20 protein-coding genes and 2 pseudogenes are annotated in these 24,817 nt (G+C 40.3%); 21 read left to right on the top strand and 1 reads right to left on the bottom strand.

The genetic code is table 11. From position 1 onward, the window contains the following. Positions 1–298: 298 nt before the first annotated feature. From FIM66_RS01315 to FIM66_RS08365, 16 genes and pseudogenes are all read left to right on the top strand, one after another. Positions 299–1,474, top strand: coding sequence for an acetyl-CoA C-acetyltransferase (locus FIM66_RS01315; RefSeq protein ID WP_140599828.1), 1,176 nt, complete (start codon positions 299–301; stop codon positions 1,472–1,474). A gap of 10 nt (positions 1,475–1,484) precedes the next feature. Continuing rightward, the gene (locus tag FIM66_RS01310) at positions 1,485–2,183 is read left to right on the top strand and encodes a CoA transferase subunit A (protein WP_140599827.1); all 699 of its coding nucleotides are present in this window, start codon (positions 1,485–1,487) and stop codon (positions 2,181–2,183) included. After that, positions 2,180–2,803, top strand: a complete 624-nt coding sequence (locus tag FIM66_RS01305; protein WP_140594084.1) for a 3-oxoacid CoA-transferase subunit B — start codon at positions 2,180–2,182, stop codon at positions 2,801–2,803. The genes FIM66_RS01310 and FIM66_RS01305 overlap by 4 nt, the downstream gene beginning before the upstream one ends. An 18-nt stretch (positions 2,804–2,821) precedes the next feature. Beyond that, positions 2,822–4,186, top strand: a complete 1,365-nt coding sequence (locus FIM66_RS01300) for a TIGR00366 family protein (protein ID WP_140599826.1) — start codon at positions 2,822–2,824, stop codon at positions 4,184–4,186. Between the two features lie 119 nt (positions 4,187–4,305). Continuing rightward, a complete protein-coding gene (locus tag FIM66_RS01295; RefSeq protein WP_140599825.1) occupies positions 4,306–5,307 on the top strand; it encodes a lipid A deacylase LpxR family protein in 1,002 nt (333 codons plus the stop codon). A gap of 210 nt (positions 5,308–5,517) precedes the next feature. Continuing rightward, on the top strand, positions 5,518–7,659 hold the full coding sequence (locus tag FIM66_RS01290) for a hydantoinase/oxoprolinase family protein (RefSeq protein ID WP_140599824.1): 2,142 nt from the start codon (positions 5,518–5,520) through the stop codon (positions 7,657–7,659). Positions 7,660–7,670: 11 nt separating this feature from the next. Continuing rightward, positions 7,671–9,968 carry a hydantoinase B/oxoprolinase family protein gene (locus FIM66_RS01285; protein ID WP_001285066.1) on the top strand — a complete coding sequence of 766 codons (2,298 nt, stop codon included), beginning with the start codon at positions 7,671–7,673 and terminating at the stop codon, positions 9,966–9,968. Positions 9,969–9,984: 16 nt separating this feature from the next. Then, a complete protein-coding gene (locus FIM66_RS01280; protein WP_025275921.1) occupies positions 9,985–10,485 on the top strand; it encodes an acetone carboxylase subunit gamma in 501 nt (166 codons plus the stop codon). Between the two features lie 186 nt (positions 10,486–10,671). After that, on the top strand, positions 10,672–10,863 hold the full coding sequence (locus tag FIM66_RS01270; RefSeq protein ID WP_140479472.1) for a DUF262 domain-containing protein: 192 nt from the start codon (positions 10,672–10,674) through the stop codon (positions 10,861–10,863). Between the two features lie 9 nt (positions 10,864–10,872). Then, positions 10,873–11,901, top strand: a complete 1,029-nt coding sequence (locus FIM66_RS01265) for a hypothetical protein (RefSeq protein ID WP_140599823.1) — start codon at positions 10,873–10,875, stop codon at positions 11,899–11,901. Further along, positions 11,894–12,280, top strand: a complete 387-nt coding sequence (locus FIM66_RS01260) for a diacylglycerol kinase (RefSeq protein WP_140479478.1) — start codon at positions 11,894–11,896, stop codon at positions 12,278–12,280. The genes FIM66_RS01265 and FIM66_RS01260 overlap by 8 nt, the downstream gene beginning before the upstream one ends. Positions 12,281–12,299: 19 nt before the next feature. Beyond that, the gene (gyrA, locus tag FIM66_RS01255; RefSeq protein ID WP_140599822.1) at positions 12,300–14,777 is read left to right on the top strand and encodes a DNA topoisomerase (ATP-hydrolyzing) subunit A; all 2,478 of its coding nucleotides are present in this window, start codon (positions 12,300–12,302) and stop codon (positions 14,775–14,777) included. Beyond that, positions 14,777–15,250, top strand: a complete 474-nt coding sequence (locus FIM66_RS01250) for a hypothetical protein (protein ID WP_194147136.1) — start codon at positions 14,777–14,779, stop codon at positions 15,248–15,250. The genes gyrA and FIM66_RS01250 overlap by 1 nt, the downstream gene beginning before the upstream one ends. Then, positions 15,247–16,392, top strand: coding sequence for a transcriptional activator FlgR (gene flgR, locus FIM66_RS01245; protein WP_140599821.1), 1,146 nt, complete (start codon positions 15,247–15,249; stop codon positions 16,390–16,392). The genes FIM66_RS01250 and flgR overlap by 4 nt, the downstream gene beginning before the upstream one ends. A gap of 171 nt (positions 16,393–16,563) precedes the next feature. Next, positions 16,564–16,854, top strand: a complete 291-nt coding sequence (locus tag FIM66_RS08370) for a hypothetical protein (RefSeq protein ID WP_423752420.1) — start codon at positions 16,564–16,566, stop codon at positions 16,852–16,854. Then, positions 16,833–17,210 (top strand): annotated as a pseudogene (locus FIM66_RS08365) (hypothetical protein). Before FIM66_RS08370 ends, FIM66_RS08365 begins: the two are co-directional and overlap by 22 nt. Before the next feature lie 264 nt (positions 17,211–17,474). Here the strand turns inward: FIM66_RS08365 and uvrA are convergent. After that, positions 17,475–20,300 (bottom strand): excinuclease ABC subunit UvrA, encoded by a 2,826-nt coding sequence (gene uvrA / locus FIM66_RS01230; RefSeq protein ID WP_194149230.1) that lies wholly within the window; start codon positions 20,298–20,300, stop codon positions 17,475–17,477. A 164-nt stretch (positions 20,301–20,464) separates the two neighbouring features. Here uvrA and hopE point away from each other — a divergent pair, with 164 nt between their 5' ends. From hopE to FIM66_RS01200, 5 genes and pseudogenes are all read left to right on the top strand, one after another. Beyond that, positions 20,465–21,286 (top strand): Hop family outer membrane protein HopE, encoded by an 822-nt coding sequence (gene hopE / locus FIM66_RS01225; RefSeq protein ID WP_000395382.1) that lies wholly within the window; start codon positions 20,465–20,467, stop codon positions 21,284–21,286. A 174-nt stretch (positions 21,287–21,460) separates the two neighbouring features. Next, entirely contained in the window at positions 21,461–22,387 is a 927-nt protein-coding gene (rsmH, locus tag FIM66_RS01215) for a 16S rRNA (cytosine(1402)-N(4))-methyltransferase RsmH (RefSeq protein WP_140479489.1), read from the top strand. 21 nt (positions 22,388–22,408) lie between these two features. Further along, positions 22,409–22,753, top strand: a complete 345-nt coding sequence (locus FIM66_RS01210; protein WP_140548465.1) for a hypothetical protein — start codon at positions 22,409–22,411, stop codon at positions 22,751–22,753. Between the two features lie 202 nt (positions 22,754–22,955). Then, positions 22,956–23,858 (top strand): SAM hydrolase/SAM-dependent halogenase family protein, encoded by a 903-nt coding sequence (locus tag FIM66_RS01205; protein ID WP_140492347.1) that lies wholly within the window; start codon positions 22,956–22,958, stop codon positions 23,856–23,858. A 227-nt stretch (positions 23,859–24,085) separates the two neighbouring features. Continuing rightward, positions 24,086–24,817: pseudogene (locus tag FIM66_RS01200) on the top strand (hypothetical protein); the annotation flags it as partial.

Genomic DNA, 24,817 nt, shown 5'->3' with positions numbered 1-24,817 from the left:
AATATAGGTATTTATACTAATTTACGCACTAATAAAACTTTTAGTTTTTAATAAATAATATAGTCTATCATTAAAATAGGCTATAGCCTAACAACTAATAATTATAGTTTTAAACTAATCTGTGTTGAATATCAAAAATTATGCAATAACCATTGAACGATAAGAATAATATTTTTGTGAAAAAAATAAACGGATCGCTCTCAATTCAAAACAAAACCTAAAACAGAATAAAACTTATTAGGGTTTCAATCACTTAAAAGTGATACTATGATGAGTAAATCAACTTAAAGGCAAAGACATGAATGAAGTGGTTATAGTGGCGGCAAAGCGGAGCGCTGTAGGGAGTTTTTTAGGCTCTCTAAAGAATGTGGGTGCTAGAGAAATGGGTGTTAGCGTGCTTAAAGACGCTTTGAATGCGAGCTCTCTTAAGCCTAGCGATGTGGATTCTGTCATTTTAGGCAATGTTTTAGGTGCTGGTTTGGGTCAAAATATCGCCAGGCAGATCCAACTAGACGCCGGCATCCCTAATGACAAAAACGCTTTTAGCGTCAATATGGTTTGTGGATCGTCAATGAAAGCTATCCAGTTAGCGCATGACAGCATCATGCTTGGGTGCGATGAGGTGGTGGTGTGCGGTGGCGTGGAAAACATGAGTGCAGCACCTTATTTGTCGTTTGACATGCGAGAGGGGAAAAGAATGGGGAATGCAAACATGATAGACTCCATGATCCATGATGGATTGTGGGATGCTTTCAATGATTACCACATGGGGATCACCGCTGATAATGTCGCTCAAGCATACCACATAAGCCGAGAAGATCAAGATAATTTCGCGCTCCAGTCGCAACTCAAAGCAAGAGCCGCCATTAATGCAGGGAAATTCCAAGAAGAAATCACGCCTATTGAAATAGCGAATAAAAAAGGCGTGGTGGTTTTTAAAGAAGACGAATACCCTAGAGACACGACGCTAGAATCCCTTGCAAAGCTCAAACCCGCTTTCAAAAAAGACGGATCGGTAACGGCAGGAAATTCATCAGGGATCAATGATGGCGCGAGTATTATCATTTTATGCAACGCTAAAAAAGCGCAAAAATTGGGGTTAAAATCCATGGCCACTATCAGGGGGTTTGGTTTGGGTGGTTGCAGTCCGGATATAATGGGGATATGCCCTAGTATTGCAATTAAAAACAATCTTAAAAATGTCAAAATGAATCTCAATGACATCAATCTTTTTGAACTCAATGAAGCTTTCGCCGCGCAAAGCATAGCCGTGTTAAAAGAGCTTGAATTAAACCCTAATATCGTGAATGTGAATGGAGGCGCAATAGCCATTGGCCACCCTATTGGCGCAAGCGGCGCTAGGATTTTGGTAACTTTATTGCATGAAATGAAAAGAAGCGGTCATGGCGTGGGCTGTGCGTCATTGTGTGTGGGCGGCGGTCAAGGGCTATCAGTAATAGTGGAACAAAAATAAGGAGAATGAGATGAACAAGGTTATAACTGATTTAGACAAAGCATTGAGCGGGTTAAAAGACGGAGACACTATTTTAGTGGGCGGTTTTGGGCTGTGTGGGATACCCGAATACGCCATTGATTACATTTATAAGAAAGGCATCAAGGATCTGGTTGTCGTGAGCAATAATTGCGGCGTTGATGACTTTGGGCTTGGCATTCTTTTAGAAAAAAAGCAGATTAAAAAGATTATCGCTTCCTATGTGGGGGAGAATAAGATTTTTGAATCGCAAATGCTGAACGGAGAAATTGAAGTCGTTTTGACACCGCAAGGCACGCTGGCTGAAAACTTGCGTGCTGGAGGGGCTGGGATACCCGCTTACTACACCCCAACCGGGGTTGGAACTCTGATCGCTCAAGGCAAGGAATCAAGGGAATTTAACGGCAAGGAGTATATTTTAGAAAGAGCGATCACAGGCGATTACGGGCTTATTAAAGCCTATAAAAGCGACACTCTTGGGAATTTGGTATTTAGAAAAACAGCCAGAAATTTCAATCCCTTGTGTGCGATGGCGGCAAAAATATGCGTCGCTGAAGTGGAAGAAATTGTCCCAGCTGGGAAATTAGACCCAGATGAAATACACTTGCCAGGAATCTATGTGCAACACATCTATAAGGGCGAGAAATTTGAAAAACGGATAGAAAAAATCACAACAAGGAGCGCGAAATGAGAGAGGCTATCATTAAAAGAGCGGCAAAGGAACTAAAAGAGGGCATGTATGTGAATTTAGGGATAGGCTTGCCCACGCTTGTGGCTAATGAAGTGAGCGGGATGAATATCGTTTTCCAAAGCGAGAACGGGCTGTTAGGGATTGGCGCTTACCCTTTAGAGGAGGGCGTTGATGCGGATCTCATTAATGCGGGCAAAGAAACCGTGACCGTGGTGCCGGGCGCTTCGTTTTTCAACAGCGCGGATTCGTTTGCGATGATTCGTGGGGGGCATATTGATTTAGCGATTTTAGGAGGGATGGAAGTCTCACAAAATGGGGATTTGGCTAATTGGATGATCCCTAAAAAGCTCATAAAAGGCATGGGAGGGGCTATGGATTTGGTGCATGGCGCTAAAAAAGTGATTGTCATCATGGAGCATTGCAACAAATACGGGGAGTCTAAAGTGAAAAAAGAATGCTCCTTACCCTTAACAGGAAAGGGCGTGGTGCATCAATTGATAACGGATTTAGCGGTGTTTGAGTTTTCCCATAACGCCATGAAATTGGTGGAATTGCAAGAGGGAGTCAGCCTTGATCAAGTGAGAGAAAAAACAGAAGCCAAATTTGAAGTGCACCTATAGCTTATAAAAGGGGTGTTTATGTTTTTATTAAGGCATTTGACTTCAGCGTGCGTGTTTTTGGCGTCTAAATGTTTGCCGGACTCCTTTGTTTTGGTCGCTCTTTTATCGTTTATCGTGTTTGTTCTTGTTTATGGTTTGACAGGGCAAGACGCTTTTTCTGTCATTTCTAGTTGGGGGAATGGTGCTTGGACGCTTTTAGGTTTTTCTATGCAAATGGCTCTTATCTTGGTGTTGGGTCAGGCTTTGGCTAGTGCTAAATTAGTCCAAAAACTTTTAAAATATCTAGCGTCTTTACCTAAAGGGTATTACACGGCTTTATGGTTGGTTACTTTTCTGTCATTAATCGCTAATTGGATCAATTGGGGTTTTGGCTTAGTGATCAGTGCGATTTTTGCAAAAGAGATCGCCAAAAATGTTAAAGGGGTGGATTACAGGCTGCTTATTGCTAGCGCTTATTCGGGTTTTGTCATCTGGCATGGGGGTTTATCAGGCTCTATCCCTTTAAGCGTTGCCACCCAAAATGAAAATCTGTCCAAAATAAGCGCTGGGGTGATTGAAAAAGCTATTCCTATCAGTCAGACAATTTTTTCTGCATATAATTTAATCATCATAGGGATCATTCTTATAGGGTTACCCTTTTTAATGGCAATGATCCACCCTAAGAAGGAAGAAATCATTGAGATTGACGCAAAGCTTTTAAAAGACGAATACAAGGAAACAGAACTCATTGACCACCAACAAGACAAAACGATCGCGCATTTTTTGGAAAACAGCGCTTTGCTTTCTTATCTTTTGGTTTTTTTGGGTTTTGGGTATCTTGGTATTTATTTTTTTAAAGGGGGAGGGATTAGTTTAAACATTGTCAATACGATTTTCCTTTTTTTAGGGATTTTGCTCCATAAAACCCCTTTAGCTTATGTGAAAGCGATCAATCATTCCGCTAGGAGCGTGGCTGGGATTTTATTGCAATTCCCTTTTTATGCCGGGATTATGGGAATGATGGCAAGCCATAGCGTGGGAGGTCATTCTTTAGCGCAAATGCTTTCTTTGGCTTTCACGCATATCGCTAATGAAAAAACTTTCGCGCTCATGACTTTTTTGAGCGCAGGGGTTGTCAATATTTTTATTCCATCAGGCGGAGGGCAATGGGCGATTCAAGCTCCTATCATGCTTCCGGCTGGGCAGAGCTTGGGGGTGGATCCGGGCGTGGTTTCTATGGCTATCGCTTGGGGAGACGCTTGGACAAATATGATACAGCCTTTTTGGGCTTTGCCCGCTTTAGCCATTGCGGGTTTGGGCGCTAAAGATATTATGGGCTATTGCGTTTTGACTTTAATTTTTGTAGGCTTAGTCGTGTGCGGGGTGTTTTATTTTTTAGTGTGAGTTTTTCACGCCTAAAACCACGCTCTTTGGGGTAAAGTTTTCTCTTTTTACCCCTTAAACGCTCTTGTAATTAAGCCTTATTTCGTTACAATAACCCCATAATAACCTAAGGAATTGTTTTGTTTTTCAAATTTATTTTATGTTTATTATTAGGAACGTTTGCATGGGCAAAAGAGGATATTCCTACCCCATTAACGCCCTCTAAACGCTATTCTATCAATTTGATGACTGAAAATGATGGCTATATCAACCCTTACATTGATGAGTATTATACCGCAGGCAATCAAATAGGTTTTTCTACTAAAGAGTTTGATTTTTCTAAAAATAAAGCGATGAAATGGACTTCGTATTTAGGGTTTTTCAATAAAAGCCCTAGGGTTACTCGTTTTGGCGTTTCTCTCGCCCAAGACATGTATACCCCTTCACTTGAAAACAGAAAACTGGTGCATTTGCATGACAACCACCCTTATGGGGGGTATTTGAGGGTGAATTTGAATGTGTATAACCGCCATCAAACTTTCATGGAATTGTTCACGCTTTCTTTAGGCACAACAGGGCAAGATTCTTTGGCCGCTCAAACGCAGCGTCTCATTCATAAATGGGGTCATGACCCCCAATTTTATGGCTGGAACACGCAGCTCAAAAACGAATTTATCTTTGAATTGCACTACCAATTGCTCAAAAAAGTCCCCCTTTTAAAGACTCGTTTTTTTTCTATGGAGTTAATGCCTGGGTTTAATGTGGAGCTTGGGAATGCGAGGGATTATTTCCAACTCGGCTCGCTCTTTAGGGCTGGGTATAACTTGGACGCTGATTATGGGGTCAATAAGGTCAATACCGCTTTTGATGGAGGCATGCCTTATAGCGATAAATTTTCCGTCTATTTTTTTGTAGGGGCTTTTGGGCGCTTCCAACCCCTTAACATCTTCATTCAAGGCAATAGCCCTGAAACTAGGGGCATTGCTAATTTAGAATACTTTGTTTATGCCAGTGAAATAGGAGCGGCTATGATGTGGCGCAGCTTTAGGGTGGCTTTCACGATCACTGATATTAGTAAAACCTTTCAATCCCAGCCTAAACACCACCAAATCGGCACTTTAGAATTGAATTTTGCCTTTTGATTTAATATTAGGTTTAATATTTTTTATCTTTTATCCCTATATGATATTTTTTTGAATGAACTTATTACTATTATTCACTTCACACACTAAATTTTCACTGATTGGCTTTAAAAAAAAAAACGATTTCCATTTTAAAATTTGTCCTATAATTCAAACAGGTTACCTTGATAGGTTACCTTAAACAACACTTTAATACAAGGAGTCTAAAAAATGAAAGACGCAAGAGTTCAGGTGATGGGTATTGATGCCGGTGGCACCATGACGGACACATTTTTTGTGAAAGAAAATGGCAGTTTCGTAGTTGGTAAAGCCCAAAGCAACCCAGAAGATGAGAGCTTAGCTATTTACAATAGCTCACAGGACGCTTTATCGCATTGGAAATCAGATGTCAGTAAGGTTTATCCAGAGTTGGTCACTTGCGTGTATTCGGGAACGGCGATGCTCAATCGGGTCGTCCAAAGGCGCGGGATGGAAGTGGGCCTAATTTGCAATAAGGGTTTTGAGCAAATGCATTCTATGGGCAGGGCGTTGCAATCCTACTTGGGGTATGCGCTAGAAGAAAGGTTGCATATCAACACGCACAAGTATGATGATCCGCTGATTCCTTTAAAAAGGATTAGAGGCGTTACAGAAAGAACCGATGTCAAGGGGCAAGTGGTTATCCCAGTGCGCCAAGAAGAGGTTAAAGTTGCTGTTAAGGAACTTTTAGAAGCAGGCGCAAAGGCCATTGTGATTTGCTTGTTGCAATCTCATAAAAACGCTGAAAGCGAGCGGATCGTTAGAGACATAGCGTTAAAAGAAATTGAAAAATTGGGTAAAAATATTCCTGTGTTCGCTTCTGTGGATTACTACCCTCAAAGAAAAGAAAGCCACAGAATGAACACCACTATTTTAGAAGCTTATGCGGCTGAGCCAAGCAGACAAACCCTCTCTAAAGTCAGCAACCGCTTCAAAGAGCATGGCGCTAAATTCGATCTTCGTGTGATGGCAACGCATGGAGGCACCATTAGCTGGAAAGCTAAAGAGCTCGCTAGGACTATTGTGAGTGGCCCTATTGGAGGCGTGATTGGATCTAAATTGCTAGGCGAAACGCTTGGTTATGACAATATTGCATGCAGCGATATTGGCGGCACGAGCTTTGATATGGCACTTATCGTTAAGAGCAATTTCAACATCGCTTCTGACCCTGATATGGCACGCCTTGTTTTATCTCTACCGCTTGTGGCTATGGATTCTGTTGGCGCGGGTGCTGGGAGTTTTGTACGCATTGATCCGCACAGCCAATCGGTTAAACTAGGACCTGACAGCGCGGGGTATAGAGTTGGCACTTGTTGGAAAGACAGCGGATTAGACACGGTTTCAGTAACCGATTGCCATATTGTTTTAGGCTATTTGAATCCGGATAATTTCTTAGGCGGTTTGATTAAATTGGATGTGGATAGGGCTAAAAAACACATTAAAGAGCAAATCGCTGATCCGCTAGGCATTAGCGTAGAAGATGCGGCTGCGGGCGTGATTGAGTTGCTTGATTTGGAGCTTAAAGAATACTTGCGATCCAATATTAGCGCTAAAGGGTATAGCCCATCTGATTTTGTGTGCTTTTCGTATGGTGGCGCGGGGCCTGTGCATACTTATGGCTACACAGAAGGATTAGGGTTTAAGGATGTGGTAGTGCCTGCGTGGGCGGCTGGATTTAGCGCTTTTGGTTGTGCTTGCGCTGATTTTGAATACAGATACGACAAGAGCGTGGATATAGCCATTCCGCAGTATTCTTCAGACAAGTCAAAAGTAGAAGCATGCAAGATCATTCAAGACGCATGGGATGAATTGACTCTCAAAGTGATTGAAGAGTTCAAGATCAATGGATTTTCTCAAAAAGATGTAATCTTAAGACCTGGATACAGAATGCAGTATATGGGACAATTGAATGACTTAGAGATCACTTCTCCTGTATCAAAAGCTGCAAGCGTGGCTGATTGGGAAGAGATTGTCAAAGAATATGAAAAAACCTACGCTCGCGTTTATTCTGAATCAGCGTGTTCTCCAGAGCTTGGTTTTAGCGTGACCGGCGTGATCATGCGTGGTGTTGTGGCTACGCAAAAACCTGTGATTCCGGTTGAAAAAGAGCATGGTGCTACGCCCCCAAAAGAAGCCAAAATAGGCGTTAGAAAATTCTATCGGCATAAAAAATGGGTGGATGCAGATGTGTGGCAAATGGAAAAATTACTGCCTGGAAATGAGGTCATAGGGCCTGCGATCGTGGAATCAGATGCGACCACTTTCGTGATACCCAAGGGCTTTGCGACAAGACTAGACAAACACCGATTGTTCCACTTGAAAGAAGTTAAATAAAGGAGTTCAAAATGGCAAATTTATTGAAAAACGGCAAAACTTTAAAACAAGCTAGAGATGAAATCCTAGCCAGGACAGAAAAAACAGGGCATTATAATGGTCTCAAAAAACTAGAGTTTAAAGAAAGAGATCCGATCGGTTATGAGAAAATGTTCTCTAAATTAAGAGGCGGTATCGTGCATGCCAGAGAAACAGCTAAAAGGATTGCGGCAAGCCCTATTGTTGAGCAAGAGGGGGAATTATGCTTCACGCTTTATAACGCTGTGGGCGATAGCGTGCTGACTTCTACGGGTATCATTATCCATGTAGGCACTATGGGATCAGCTATCAAATACATGGTAGAGAATAATTGGGAAGACAACCCCGGTATCAACGATAAGGATATTTTCACCAACAACGACTGCGCGATCGGGAATGTGCACCCATGCGATATTATGACTCTTGTGCCTATTTTCCACGATGAAAAATTGATTGGGTGGGTAGGCGGTGTTACGCATGTGATTGATACCGGATCGGTTACTCCAGGATCAATGAGCACCGGACAGGTTCAAAGATTTGGGGATGGATACATGATCACTTGCCGTAAAACAGGAGCGAATGATGAGAGCTTTAAAGATTGGTTGCATGAATCTCAAAGATCGGTTCGCACGCCTAAATATTGGATTCTAGATGAAAGGACTAGGATTGCAGGGTGCCATATGATTAGGGATTTAGTGATGGAAGTCATTAAAGAAGATGGCATTGATTCTTACATGCGATTTATTGACGAGGTGATTGAAGAGGGGAGAAGAGGCCTTATCTCTAGGATCAAATCCATGACCATACCGGGCAAGTATAGAAAGGTAGCGTTTGTGGATGTACCTTATGCACATAAGGATATTGGCGTGTGCTCTGAATTTGCTAAGCTAGACACAATCATGCACTCTCCTGTGGAAATCACTATCAATAAAGACGCTACATGGAAATTGGATTTTGATGGTGCGTCCAGGTGGGGATGGCACTCTTTCAATTGCAACCAAGTGTCTTTCACTAGCGGTATTTGGGTGATGATGACTCAAACGCTGATACCCACTTCTCGCATCAATGATGGCGCTTATTTTGCGACTCAATTCAGACTCAAAAAAGGGACTTGGATGAATCCAGATGACAGGCGCACCGGGCATGCTTATGCGTGGCACTTCTTGGTATCAGGTTGGAGCGCTTTGTGGAGAGGCTTGTCTCAAGCGTATTACAGCCGAGGGTATTTAGAAGAGGTCAATTCCGGGAACGCTAACACTTCCAATTGGCTGCAAGGCGGTGGTATCAACCAAGATGGAGAAATCCATGCGGTGAATAGCTTTGAGACAAGTTCTTGTGGGACTGGAGCTTGCGCGATAAAAGACGGCTTGAATCACGCAGCAGCTATTTGGAATCCAGAGGGCGATATGGGCGATGTTGAAATTTGGGAAATGGCAGAGCCTCTTCTTTATTTGGGCAGGAATGTCAAAGCCAATACCGGTGGGTATGGGAAATATCGAGGCGGTAACGGGTTTGAAACCTTAAGAATGGTGTGGGGTGCACATGATTGGACCATGTTCTTTATGGGCAATGGCTATATGAATAGCGATTGGGGTATGATGGGGGGCTATCCAGCGGCTAGTGGCTATAGGTTTGAAGCGCACAACACCGACTTGAAAAACAGGATTAAAAATAACGCCAGCTTGCCTTTGGGGGGCGATTTTAACCCAACGGATAGAGATTATGAAAAGCACATTTCTCATGCGTCTCAAGTCAAAAGGGATAAGCAATGCATCACCACCGAGAACTGCTTTGACAATTACGACTTGTATTTGAACTACATCAAAGGCGGTCCTGGATTTGGCGATCCGATTGAAAGGGATTTGAACGCGATTTTAGAAGATCTAAACAGCAAACAGCTATTGCCAGAATACGCTTACAAGGTTTATGGTGCGATTGTGAGCCAGAATAAAGACGGCATTTGGGTAGGAGATGAAGCCAAAACGAAAGCCAGAAGAAAAGAAATTCTTGAAAACAGAAAGGCTAGATCCATCCCTGTAAAAGAATGGATGGAGCAAGAAAGAAACGCTATCCTTGAAAAAGAAGCTTCCAAACAGGTTAAGCACATGTATGCGACTAGCTTTGATCTCTCGCCCAAGTTTTTAAACGATTTTAAAACATTCTGGAACTTGCCAAAGAGTTGGAGCGTGAAAGAAGATGAGCTTGGCGTATTCACCTATGGATCTAAATACAGGATGGATTTGAGCAAATTGCCTGATGTGCGCACAGTTCTGTTGGTTGATGAGAAATAAAGAAAGGAGAATGGTTATGTCAAAATACACACAAGAACAAATTAAAAATTTGGTAGAGGGGAACTTGGATTGGAACACTGTCTTAAAAATGCTTAGCATGCCTAAAGATCATGAAAGGTTCCAAATGTATTTGAAGGTGTTGCAAGATAAGGTAGATTTTGATGACAAAATCGTCTTACCCTTGGGGCCGCATTTGTTTGTGGTGCAAGATGCTCAAAAAAAGTGGGTGATTAAGTGTTCATGCGGTCATGCATTTTGCGCTCCAGAGGAGAACTGGAAATTGCATGCAAACATCTATGTGCGCGATACAGCAGAAAAAATGGAAGAGGTGTATCCTAAACTCTTAGCTAGTGATACTCACTGGCAAGTGTATCGGGAGTATATTTGCCCGGATTGCGGCATCCTTTTAGATGTTGAAGCCCCAACTCCTTGGTATCCTGTGATCCATGATTTTGAGCCTGATATAGAGGCGTTTTATAAAGATTGGCTAGGCATACAGCCCCCAGAAAGACGCTAAAATCGCTCAATCCTTTTTATGAAAGAGGCTTTATGCCTCTTGGCGCTAAAAGCTTGGGTTAATTTAACTCAAGCGAATTTTCTTCAATCCTAACAAATTTGGCTGCAAATTAAAAAATTTAAGCTTTTTTTCTTTTTTTTTGATTTAATACTCGGTATAATCTTAATCCACCTAAAAGGAAAAGCTATGAAAGTAACACAAGGCATTGCTAACGACTTTTTTGCCCTAACAAACACGATGTTTTCTATCCTTGTACACCAGCGAAACCACACTTGGGAAGAAGAAAATTGTGGAAAATTACTGCAAGATATTGTCAATATCTCTAAAAATAAGAAAACGCATTTTATGAGTTCTATCACTATACTTTCAATAAAATAAAGGGTTTTTTTGACTAAAAAATTCATGTCTTGGATGGTGGTTATTGGGGCTTTAATTTGCGTGCTTTTAGGGGTGTTTATCTTCTTTACCAGCATGTCGGTTAAAAAATCTTTAACCGCTTATCTTAACGCTTATTTGGATCAACGCCCCCATATTAAGGGCATGGGGATTGTAGGCGCTCCTTTTGAATGCGAAGGGTTTTTTAAAATCGCATGCGTTTCTAAGGAGCTTCATTTTTTAGACTCTCAAAACTCCCCTATTATGGATTTTAAAGATTTAAATATCAAGCTCCATTCTTTAGATAAAAGCTCTCTTATCCTTTCTGTCCATTCTCAAATCCAATCCCCTATTTTAGAACAAGATATTCAGCAAAAAATCCATCAAATCCCCTTAAAAAACTTGAATGCCTTATTGGAAAAATTCAAACCCATGCGCTTGAATTGCTCTTTAAAATTCAACGCTCTAGATGAAAAAACCTTAAACGACAACTTAAAATGCGATTTGACTAATGCAGAGAATATCCTTGCTTACACTTTTTTTCAAGAAGGTTTAATGGAGGCGCAAGAAAATCTATCCCTTAAAAATATTTTCAAAACCTTGAGTTCTAAAGACGCTAAAGCCATAGAAGAGTTGCAAGACAAACTGCGTTTCTTAGCGCCAAAGTTGAGCGTTTCTATCCAAGTGCGCCATCTTAAAAACATTTTAGAGTCCTTTTACCACCAAAATAAAGAGAGTTTGGGCTTTTTTTCCCCTTATTTTAGCTTGCGTTCTCAAACCCCTAGCGTTTCTTATGAAAGCGCGTTAGTTTCTTTAGAAAACTATTTTATGGCTTTGTTCCAGTCCCATTTTAAAGACGATACCGCGCTCCAACAGAATTTTAAAGGATTGTTGCAAGCCTTTGTCTCTATGGCTAAAGACAAACGATCTCAGATCGCTCTTAACGCCCAAGCTAAAGACAACGCCAAGCTGACTTTTAACGCTTTGTTAGAAAGCCTTAGCGTGAATTTCTTTCAATCTTACAAAATAAGCCATGAGTGATTTCAAAGTCCCCCCCAAAGCTAAAGGGTTTAAACGCCTTTTTAAAGCCCTTTTTTATTCTAAAGATGGGCTTAAATGCGCATGGGCTGAAGAAAGCGCGTTCAGACAAATCATTGTCTTGGCTCTTTTTTGTATCGTTCTAGCGAGCTATTTGGCCAAAGATTTTTTAGAATGGGGGCTATTGATCTTGCCTTGTTTTTTATCGGTGGTGGTTGAACTAATCAACAGCTCTATTGAAAAGGCTGTGGATTTTACCAGCACAGAGTTCCACCCTTTAGCCAAAAAGGCTAAAGACATGGCCAGTTCAGCCCAACTGATAGGGCTTATTTTTTGGGCTTTGATTTGGGGGCGTTATCTTTTAACGCTTTATTTGAAGTAATTAAATTTTAGGGAGACGCATGCAAGATAATTCAGTCAATGAAACAAAAAATATTGTAGAAGTGGGGATTGATTCTTCTATTGAAGAGAGCTATTTAGCTTATTCAATGAGCGTGATCATAGGGCGCGCTTTACCGGACGCTAGAGATGGCTTAAAGCCTGTGCATAGGCGTATTTTGTATGCGATGCATGAATTAGGCCTAACTTCCAAAGTCGCTTATAAAAAAAGCGCTAGGATCGTGGGTGATGTGATTGGTAAATACCATCCCCATGGCGATAACGCGGTTTATTATGCGTTAGTGAGAATGGCGCAAGATTTTTCTATGCGCTTGGAATTAGTGGATGGGCAGGGCAACTTTGGCTCTATTGATGGCGATAACGCTGCAGCGATGCGTTATACTGAAGCCAGAATGACTAAGGCGAGTGAAGAAATTTTAAGGGATATTGATAAAGACACCATTGATTTTGTGCCTAATTACGATGACACCTTAAAAGAGCCAGATATTTTACCAAGCCGTCTGCCTAACCTTTTAGTCAATGGGGCTAATGGGATCGCCGTAGGCATGGCGACTTCTATCCCCCCTCACAGGATTGATGAAATCATAGACGCTTTAATTCATGTCTTAGAAAACCCTAACGCTGAATTAGATGAAATTTTGGAATTTGTCAAAGGGCCTGATTTTCCTACTGGTGGGATCATCTATGGCAAGACTGGCATTGTTGAAGCCTATAAAACGGGGCGAGGGCGCGTGAAAGTGCGGGCCAAAGTGCATGTGGAAAAGACGAAAAATAAAGAAATCATCGTTTTAGATGAAATGCCTTTTCAAACCAATAAAGCCAAATTGGTGGAACAAATCAGCGATTTAGCGCGAGAAAAACAAATTGAAGGCATTAGCGAAGTGCGCGATGAGAGCGATAGAGAGGGCATTAGAGTGGTGATTGAATTAAAAAGAGACGCGATGAGTGAAATTGTCTTAAACCATCTCTACAAACTCACCACCATGGAGACCACTTTTAGCATTATTTTACTCGCTATTTACAATAAAGAGCCTAAGATTTTCACGCTTTTAGAGTTGTTGCGCCTTTTCTTAAACCACAGAAAAACCATTATTATAAGACGCACGATTTTTGAATTGGAAAAGGCTAAGGCTAGAGTGCATATTTTAGAGGGCTATTTGATCGCACTAGACAATATTGATGAAATCGTGCGACTCATTAAAACAAGCCAAAGCCCAGAAGCGGCTAAAAACGCCTTAATGGAGCGTTTTACTTTGAGCGAAATCCAAAGTAAAGCCATTTTAGAAATGCGTTTACAACGCTTAACAGGCCTTGAAAGGGATAAGATCAAAGAAGAATACCAAAACTTATTAGAGCTTATTGCTGATCTCAATGGCATTTTAAAGAGTGAAGAACGCTTGAATGAAGTCGTCAAAACAGAGCTTTTAGAAGTCAAAGAGCAATTTTCTTCTCCAAGGCGCACTGAAATTCAAGAATCTTACGAAAGTATTGACATAGAAGATTTGATCGCTAATGAGCCTATGGTGGTGAGCATGAGCTATAAAGGCTATGTGAAAAGAGTGGATTTAAAAGCTTATGAAAAGCAAAATCGTGGCGGTAAGGGCAAGCTTTCAGGCAGCACTTATGAAGAAGATTTCATTGAAAACTTTTTTGTGGCTAACACGCATGATATTTTGCTCTTTATCACCAATAAGGGGCAATTGTATCATTTAAAAGTCTATAAAATCCCAGAAGCGAGCCGGATCGCTATGGGTAAAGCCGTTGTGAATTTAATCTCGCTCGCTCCGGATGAAAAGATCATGGCAACCCTAAGCACCAAAGACTTTAGCGATGAACGCTCTTTAGCTTTTTTCACGAAAAATGGCGTGGTGAAGCGCACCAATTTGAGCGAATTTGGGAGCAACAGGAGTTGTGGTGTCAGAGCGATTGTTTTAGATGAAGGCGATGAATTAGTGAGCGCAAAAGTTGTGGATAAAAACGCCAAGCATTTGCTCATCGCATCGCATTTAGGTATTTTCATCAAATTCCCTTTAGAAGATGTGCGCGAAATGGGAAGGAATGCTCGTGGGGTTATAGGGATCAAGCTGAATGAAAACGATTTTGTTGTCGGCGCGGTCGTTATTAGCGATGATGGCAACAAGCTTTTGAGCGTGAGTGAAAACGGGCTTGGCAAGCAAACTCTAGCCGAAGCGTATAGAGAACAATCTCGTGGAGGTAAGGGGATCATTGGCATGAAGCTCACTCAAAAAACCGGCAATCTAGTGGGCGTTATCAGCGTGGATGATGAAAATTTGGATTTGATGATCCTTACTGCAAGCGCGAAAATGATCAGAGTTTCTATTAAAGATATTAGAGAAACCGGAAGAAACGCTAGTGGGGTAAAGCTCATAAACACCGCCGATAAAGTCATGTATGTCAATTCTTGCCCTAAAGAAGAGTCAGAAAAGTTAGAAAACTCTCCTACACAATTATTTGAGTGATGCGTTTCTTTTCATCCTTTTATTTTTTATTGTGTTTTTTAGGGGTTTCTTTGCATGCTCTAAACCCCCTAGAAGATCAAGAATTTTTAATTTCGTACCGCTTGAAAATCGTTGATTCCAGAGTGATGGGCGAAGCGTATTCTGTCTCTAAACCTATCGTTAGCCGCATCAAAACAGCCCCCTATGTCTTAGACTATCATTGCTCCATCATCACTCGCAACCCACCTAATTTGAAAGACCCCTCGCTCCCAATAAAGTTGGAACGCTTCCTTTTAGAAATAGCGTTGAAAAAAGAAAAAGATCGAGTCATAGACTGCATTTTAAAAAGCCAGGTCGCTATCACGCATTATGATCACAGCTATAGAAACGGCACCACCACCACAAGCATTCTTAACCTCAAAGCCTTAAGCGTTAGAGCGAGTTTAGTGGGAGATGCGTTATTTTTAGATATTTTTAGAAAGGAAGAAGAATGAAAATCGCCATTGTAGAAGATGATATTAACATGCGTAAAAGTCTGGAGCTTTTTTTTGAGCTTCAAGACGATTTGGAGATTGTGAGTTTTAAAAACCCTAAAGACGCTTTAGCCAAACTTGATGAGAGCTTTGATTTAGTCATCACGGATATTAACATGCCCCATATGGACGGCTTAGAATTTTTACGCCTTTTAGAGGGCAAGTATGAATCCATTGTGATTACCGGTAATGCGACCTTGAATAAAGCCATTGATTCCATTCGTTTAGGCGTGAAAGACTTTTTCCAAAAACCTTTTAAACCAGAATTGCTTTTAGAGTCTATTTACCGCACCAAAAAAGTTTTAGAATTTCAAAAAAAACACCCTTTAGAAAAACCTTTAAAAAAACCACACAAACACAGCTTTTTAGCCGCTTCAAAAGCGTTAGAAGAGAGTAAACGGCAAGCCTTAAAAGTCGCAAGCACGGACGCTAATGTCATGCTATTGGGCGAAAGCGGGGTAGGTAAGGAGGTTTTTGCTCATTTCATCCACGAGCATTCGCAACGCTCTAAACACCCTTTTATAGCGATCAACATGTCCGCTATCCCAGAGCATTTATTAGAAAGCGAGCTTTTTGGGTATCAAAAAGGAGCGTTCACGGACGCCACAGCCCCTAAAATGGGGCTTTTTGAAAGCGCTAATAAAGGCACGATCTTTTTAGATGAAATCGCTGAAATGCCCTTTCAATTGCAAAGCAAGCTTTTAAGAGTGGTTCAAGAAAAAGAAATCACGCGCCTTGGGGATAATAAGAGCGTTAAAATTGATGTTCGTTTCATTTCCGCTACCAACGCCAACATGAAAGAAAAAATCGCTGCGAAAGAATTCAGAGAAGATTTGTTCTTCCGCTTGCAAATTGTGCCTATAACTATCGCGCCCTTGAGAGAGAGGGTTGAAGAGATTTTACCCATTGCTGAAATCAAGCTTAAAGAAGTGTGCGATGTGTATCATTTAGGGACAAAATCCTTTTCAAAAAACGCCGCAAAACGCCTTTTAGAATACTCTTGGCATGGGAATGTGCGAGAGCTTTTAGGCGTCGTGGAAAGAGCGGCGATTTTAAGCGAAGGAGCAGAAATCCAAGAAAAAGATTTGTTTTTAGAAAGGTAGTTTGTAAAACTTCTTTATCATTCATCTGCAACCAGATAAGTTTAATAGGTTTTAGTGATCACGCTATAATTTCATGGAGTTATTAAAAAAAGCATTTATCAGAAACGCTTAATTTGGGATTTTTGCTCAAAAGGGATTTAAAGATTGGGGTTCAATTAATGGGGAGTTTTTATGTTAGCGAATGATTTTATGGTTAAGAAATTAAAAAACAAGGAGTTGCATGGTTTGTTGTGTAACAAATTGAGTAAAAGAGTGGATAAATTTGGCTATAGAGCGATTGGTGTTGGAGTGGATAAAGAAACTAACGGAGTTATTGTTCAGTTGAATAAGGAAACGATGGTTAGATTGAATAGCAAAACCGCTTTACATTCTGCAATGGTAGCTCTTATAAAATCATTGATGTTCTTAATGATAGGGATGGTGATTTTATCAATTGCAGATTGTTTATCGTTAAGGAATTAGGGGTTGATGAGTGTTTAGGGTTTTCTGCAAATATCAGGCGTTTTTTGGATAGAGGGCCTTACAACATTGAGTGGTTGATGAGGAAGTATTTGGGGGTTGGGTTTAGGAGTTGCAAGGTAGAGCGGATATAAGGAACGGAATTTGTGATCAAATTCCGCTATAAAAAGTGGGGATCTATGATTGATAGAGAAGTTAAAATGCAATTCCCCAAATATCTTAAAGACTCAAAGAAGACAGTCGTTAGAATGACAAGCAAGGTGTTTTACGAGTTGTTGAAGGGGTCTCTGTTTGGCAACCACATCGGCAAAGATCCCATTCAGGCGATTATCATGCAGAAGGAAAACAATAATAAATAAAATCTTGTTGGGTTTTAATCTTCTTATTTTTTTAAATTAAAAGTCATTTTTTAACCCCTAAGACCGCACTACAAAAATTATCGCTCCATTAAAATCAAGCTCTTTTGCTATTGGTTATAAAGCCTTATTAATAATTTTTGCATAGGACTAAAAATAGTGAGTTTAGGGGTTCTTAAACCTACCTCTTGTAATTGAGTTATTTTCAAGCTTTCATGCGATAGATTTTAAAGGCATGGCTTCTTTGCTAACTCTTGCATGATCAAGCTATTTCAATTCCAAAGCTAAAAATTTTCCCGTATAGCTTTGGGTTTTTTCGCAATTTTTTGCCACCTCTAAAGGCGTGCCGCTCGCAATGACTTTCCCGCCCTTATCCCCCCCATCAGGCCCCATGTCTATAATGTAGTCAGCGTTTTTGATAATGTCTAAATTATGCTCGATCACTAGCATGGAATTGCCTAACGCTACTAAAGAATGCAAGACTTGTAAAAGGTGATTCACGTCTTCAAAATGCAAACCGGTGGTAGGCTCATCTAAAATATAAAGGGTTTTGCCTGTGTCTTTTTTACTCAATTCTTTAGCTAATTTGATCCTTTGAGCCTCCCCCCCACTTAAAGTCGTAGCGTTTTGCCCTAAAGTGATATAGCCTAAGCCCACATCTATAAGCGTCTTTAACTTCACAGCGATTTTAGGGAATTTAGCAAAAAATTCATAAGCCTCTTCCACGCTCATGTTCAACACATCAGCAATGGATTTGCCTTTCACCTTGATCTCTAAAGTTTGGGGGTTGTATTTAGCGCCCTTACAGCTATCGCATTGGACTAACACATCAGGCAAAAAGTGCATTTCTATTTTAATATCCCCATCGCCTTGGCATTTCTCGCACCGCCCCCCTTTAACATTAAAGCTGAAACGGCTCGCGCTATAGCCTAAAATTTTAGCTTCTTTTTGCTCGGCAAATAAAATCCTGATTTCATCCATCACTCCCGTGTAAGTGGCAGGGTTGCTTCGTGGGGTTTTGCCTATGGGGGCTTGATCTAAATAAATCACTTTATCCAAATGCTCCAACCCTACAATCTCCACCCCATTCAAGCTCTGAGCTTTTTTAGCATGGTTTAAAAGGGTTTGAGCGGTGGGTAAAAGGGTTTGTAAAATCAGCGAGCTTTTACCGCTCCCGCTCACCCCAGTAATGCACACCAATTGTTTTAAGGGGATTTGAACGCTCAAATTCTTAATGTTATTGATATTGACGTTTTTAATTTCTAAAAAATGCTTTTCTTTAGGGAGTTCAAATTTAGGGCGCTCAATCTTTTTAGTGCCGTTGAGATACAAAGCGGTAGAATGGTTATTTTGCAATAAATCTTTCACGCTCCCGCTAAAAACCACTTCACCCCCATGCCTTCCAGCCTTTGGCCCAATATCCACAACAAAATCCGCATGCTTAATCGTCTCTTTATCATGCTCTACGACAATGAGCGTGTTCCCCTTTCTTTGCAAATTCCTAAGGGTGTTGATGAGTTTGAGCGTGTCCTTTTCATGCAAGCCAATGCTAGGCTCATCTAAAACATACAAAACCCCTGTCAAGCCACTCCCGATTTGACTAGCGATTCGTATCCTTTGGCTCTCCCCTCCGCTAATCGTTCGCGCATCCCTCCCTAAAGTCAAATACCCTAGCCCCACATCGTATAAAAAAAACACCCTTTCTAAAATCTCTTTTAAAATGGGTTCAGCGATCTTTTTTTCTTGCTCGTTAAGATAGCTAAAATGCGTGGGATCGTTAAAAAAGTGATAGACCTCTTCAATGGGCTTAGTTAAAAAATCCGCCATTTTCAAGCCAGCGACTTGGACACTCAAACTTGAAGCTTTCAAACGATGCCCCTCGCACGAAGAACAGGTTTTTTCGCTCATGTAATCGCTCAAATCCTTTTGCTCTTTAAACATGTCATAAGCGATTTGGATAATGCCTTTCCAAGGGCGTTTTAAAGAGCTGTTTTTAAAATGAAAGCTGATTTCAGTGCCATTCCCATACAAAAGAGCGTCCTGTTGCTCTTTGTTCAATTCGTTAAAACAAAGTGCGGTGTCAATGCCATTATATCCGCAAAAGCCTTCAAACATTTGAGCGTAATAACTGCGGTTATACCCAAAAATCACTTTAATCGCTCCTTGATTTAAAGGCGTGTTAGGATCTAAAATCTTACTAATGTCTAAGCTGAATTTTGTCCCCAAACCCAAACAGCTCTCGCACGCCCCTTTAGGCGAATTGAAGGAAAAACTCAAAGGCTCTAATTCTTCAAAACTCATTTTGCATTTAAAACATGCCTTATGCTCGCTGTAATGCTTCCTGATGCTTGGCGCGTTGTCTTGCAAGATTTCCACTTCTAATTCCCCATAGCTCTCTTTAAGGGCTTTTTCTACCGCACTAGCGATCCGTGAAGCATTTTCGCTATTAATGACTACCCTATCCACCACCGCTTCAATGGTGTGTTTTTTGGTTTTGTGCAAATGGATTTCTTCATCTAAACGCACCATCACCCCATCAACAAAAGCCCTCACATACCCCTTTAAACGCAAGCTCTCTAATTTATCGTTAAACGAACCTTTTTTATCTTTAATAATGGGGGCTAGAATAATGATTTTAGAATTTTCTTCTAAATGACAGATTTGAGAAATAATATCGCTCGCGCTCATAGAACTAATAGGCTCTAAACATGTGGGGCAAAATTGCTCCCCAACCCTTGCAAACAGTAACCTTAAATAATCATAAATCTCAGTGATTGTCCCCACAGTGGATCTAGGATTTTTAGAAGTGGTTTTTTGATCAATAGCGATCGCTGGGGTTAGGCCTTCAATCTTATCTACATTAGGCTTACCCACTTTGTCTAAAAATTGCCTAGCATAGCTGGACAAACTCTCTAAATAGCGCCTTTGGCCTTCAGCGTATAAAGTGTCAAACGCCAGAGTGGATTTACCCGAACCGCTTAATCCGGTAAAAACAACAAATTGGTTTTTAGGGATTTCTAAAAAAATATTTTTGAGATTGTTTTCCCTAGCCCCTTGAATAATGATCTTATCCATAATGGTTTTATGTTGCAAGAGTTTCCTTAAAATAAGAAAGTGGATTAAAAGGAGCTATTATACTTCAAAAAAGAATGGTTTTATTATCATTTCTTATTCATAAGAGTTAAAAATATTTGCTTGATTAAGGATAAACATGCTATTATTTTATGAGACAATTTTAAAGATAGGAATGTAAAGGAATGGAATTTATGAAAAAGTTTGTAGCTTTAGGGCTTCTATCCGCAGTTTTAAGCTCTTCGTTGTTAGCCGAAGGTGATGGTGTTTATATAGGGACTAATTATCAGCTTGGACAAGCCCGTTTGAATAGCAATATTTATAACACAGGGGATTGCACAGGGAGTGTTGTAGGTTGCCCCCCAGGTCTTACCGCTAATAAGCATAATCCAGGAGGCACTAATATCAATTGGCACTCTAAATACGCTAATGGGGCTTTGAATGGTTTTGGGTTGAATGTGGGTTATAAGAAATTTTTCCAGTTCAAGTCGTTAGATATGACAAGCAAGTGGTTTGGTTTTAGAGTGTATGGGCTTTTTGATTATGGGCATGCCGATTTAGGTAAGCAGGTTTATGCACCTAATAAAATCCAGTTGGATATGGTTTCTTGGGGTGTGGGGAGCGATTTGTTAGCCGATATTATTGATAAAGACAACGCTTCTTTTGGTATTTTTGGTGGGGTCGCTATCGGCGGTAACACTTGGAAAAGCTCAGCGGCAAACTATTGGAAAGAGCAAATCATTGAAGCTAAAGGTCCTGATGTTTGTACCCCTACTTATTGCAACCCTAATGCTCCTTATAGCACCAACACTTCCACTGTCGCTTTTCAGGTATGGTTGAATTTTGGGGTGAGAGCCAATATCTACAAGCATAATGGCGTAGAGTTTGGCGTGAGAGTGCCGCTACTCATCAACAAGTTTTTGAGTGCGGGTCCTAACGCTACTAATCTTTATTACCATTTGAAACGGGATTATTCGCTTTATTTAGGGTATAACTACACTTTTTAAACCCTTTAAAAGGGTATCAACCCTTTTTAGTCTTTATAAAAAGGATTTTAGTTTGGGTTTTCGCATCTTAAAAAGCTGAAATTGATTATAAAGAAACTTTTGAGCGTAACCAACAAAACCAACACCATTGAGTGGGCATTTGGAAAATTCATCTAGGGGTTTTAAGGGGATTGTTTGCAAGAAATAGAGAGTTTGCACCAAAGCGTTTTGTTGCAAGAAGTTTTGCAAGCGTTCACGCCTTTAGAAGAAGGGGTTTTGATAGATTGCACTTTAGGGCTAGGAGGGCATTCTAAAGCCCTTTTATCCCAAAAACCGCACCTGAAACTCATTGGCATTGATAAGGATAAGTTCGCTCAAGAAATCGCTAAAGAACGATTGAAAGCCTTTGAAGGGCGTTACCATCTCTTAAGCGGGGGGTTTGCCAAACGCTTTAAAGAAGCCCTAGAAACGCATAACAAGGAGATTAAAGGGGTTTTAGTGGATTTAGGGGTGAGCTCTTTGCAGCTTGATGATGATAACAGAGGGTTTAATTTCCACTCGCACACTCTGGATATGCGCATGGATTTAGAGAGCGATTTGAACGCTCAAAAAGTCATCAACTCTTATTCTGTAGTCGCATTAGAAAAAATCTTTAGAGACTATGGCGAGATCAAAGAATACAAAAAAATCGCCCATAAAATTGCAGAAAGACGCGCTAAAAAACCCTTTAAAGACGCTAAGGATTTGAGCGATTTTTTAAGCTCCCTTTCTAAAAATAAGAAAATCCATCCAGCGACTTTGGTGTTTCAAGCCGTTCGCATAGAAGTCAATAGCGAATTAGAAGAATTAAAAGAGTTTTTACAATACGCTAGAAACCTTAAGGGAGCGATTTTGTGCGTGATTTCTTTTCATTCTTTAGAAGATAAATTAGTGAAAAACGCTTTTAAAGATTACGCTAAAAATTGCATTTGCGATCCTTTAAGTTTCAAATGCGCTTGCTCTAACAATCACGCTTTAGGCGAAATTTTAACCAAAAAGCCCATCACTCCAAGCCCAGAAGAAATTAAAAACAACAGGCGTTCACGAAGCGCTAAAATGAGGGTGTTTCAATTCAAACCATGAACAAGTCATTATGAGTAAGCCATGAGCATAAAAAACCATTCTTTAAATGAAAAAGAACGCTTTGTGCACATAGAAGAGGACGAAAAGAAAGAATTATTTGCTGGAACTGCAGATGAAAATCCGCACGGCCTTTCTTTAATGGCTTTAATAGGCGTGTTGGTTTTTGGGGGTGCGTTTTTAGCTCTGTTAGCGCCTAAAATCTATTTAAGCAATAATATCTATTATATTAGCCGTAAAATCAACACCCTAGAAGATCAAAAACGCCTGCTTTTAGAAGAACAACAAATCCTGAAAAACGAATTAGAAAAAGAGCGTTTTAAATACTATATAGAGAATAGTGAAAATATTGGCGATATTGCGTTTTAAATAAAACCCCCTATCTTAAGAGAGCCTAATTAGCGTTAAAATTTTGTTTCAATACGAAATTTTAATCTCTTGTAAAAACTTTAAATTGTGAAAAACAAACAAACAACCCCCTTAAATTGTATAATAAAAACACTTTAAGCCAACAAAGGGTAACCATGAGAAAACGATTCACTCCACTTTTGTTATTCAGGAAATAATATAGATGAAAAAAACGATTTCAGCGTTGTTTTTATCAGCGTGCATAGGGTTATCGTCTGTTTATGCAGATAACGCTTTGATTTTACAAACCGATTTTAGCCTAAAAGATGGGGCCGTCTCGGCGATGAAAGGCGTCGCTTTCAGCGTTGATTCTAATCTTAAAATCTTTGATTTAACGCACGAAATCCCTCCGTATAACATCTGGGAAGGCGCTTACCGCTTGTATCAGAGTGCTAGTTATTGGCCAAAAGGTTCGGTATTTGTAAGCGTAGTTGATCCGGGTGTAGGCACTAATCGTAAATCGGTGGTATTGAAAACTAAAAACGGCCAGTATTTCGTCTCGCCGGATAACGGCACGCTGACTTTGGTGGTGCAAACTTTTGGGATTGATAGCGTGCGTGAAATTGATGAAAAAACTAACCGCTTGAAAGGTTCTGAAAAATCCTATACTTTCCATGGTCGTGATGTGTATGCTTACACCGGTGCACGCCTAGCTTCTGGGGCGATCACATTTGAGCAGGTCGGGCCAGAGCTTCCCCCAAAAGTCGTTGAAATTCCTTACCAAAAAGCGAAAGCCACAAAAGGGGAAGTAAAGGGTAATATCCCGATTTTGGATATTCAATATGGCAATGTTTGGAGCAATATCAGCGATAAATTACTCAATCAAGCAAAAATCAAACTCAATGACACGCTGTGTGTAACGATTTCTAAAGGTTCTAAGAAAAAATACGAAGGGAAAATGCCGTATGTTGCGAGCTTTGGCGGTGTTTTAAAAGGCCAGCCGTTGGTCTATCTAAACAGCTTGTTGAATGTTTCCGTGGCGCTGAATATGGGTAATTTCGCGCAAAAATATCAAATTAAATCCGGTGCTGACTGGAATATTGATATAAAGAAGTGCGCTAAGTAAAGCGCTTTTGAGAAAAATTAAGGGGGGAGTTAAAGATTCCCACTACCAAACTTTCATTAACACAGCCTGATTAATTTTTAAATAATCCCTAAAACAAACGCTTGTTTTTAAAATTTTGTTTCCATTTGAAATACCAATTCTTTGTAAAAGCTTTAAATTTCAAAAAAACAGCAAACAATCCCCTTAAATTGTATAATAAAGACACTATAAAATAAAAAGAGATAACCATGAGAAAACTATTCATCCCGCTTTTATTGTTCAGCGCTTTAGAAGCTAATGAGAAAAACGGCTTTTTCGTAGAAGCCGGGTTTGAAACCGGGCTGTTAGAAGGCGTGCAAACGCAAGAAAAAAGACACACCACCACAAAAAACACTTACGCGACTTATAATTATTTACCCACAGACGCCGTTTTAAAAAGAGCAGCTAATTTATTCACCAATGCTGAAGCGATTTCAAAATTAAAATTCTCATCTTTATCCCCTGTTAGAGTGCTGTATATGTATAATGGTCAATTAACTATAGAAAACTTCCTACCTTACAATCTAAGCAATGTTAAGCTCAGTTTTACAGACGCTCAAGGCAATGTGATCGATCTAGGCGTGATAGAGACTATCCCCAAACACTCTAAGATTGTTTTACCTGGGGAGGCGTTTGATGGTCTAAAAATTGACCCTTATACTTTATTTCTTCCAAAAATTGAAGCCACTAGCACTTCTGTTTCTGACGCTAACACGCAAAGGGTCTTTGAAACGCTCAATAAGATTAAAACAAATTTGGTCGTAAATTATAGGAATGAAAACAAATTTAAAGATCACGAAAACCACTGGGAAGCTTTCACCCCACAAACCGCAGAAGAATTCACTAATTTAATGTTGAACATGATCGCTGTCTTAGACTCCCAATCTTGGGGCGATGCGATCTTAAACGCTCCTTTTGAATTCACTAACAAAGGCGGAGGG

This window comes from Helicobacter pylori (assembly GCF_006439795.1).
In the GTDB taxonomy this organism is placed as follows: domain Bacteria; phylum Campylobacterota; class Campylobacteria; order Campylobacterales; family Helicobacteraceae; genus Helicobacter; species Helicobacter pylori_CR.
Note: the sequence above shows the minus strand (reverse complement) of the source record. Positions and strands in the feature narration are given on the sequence as shown.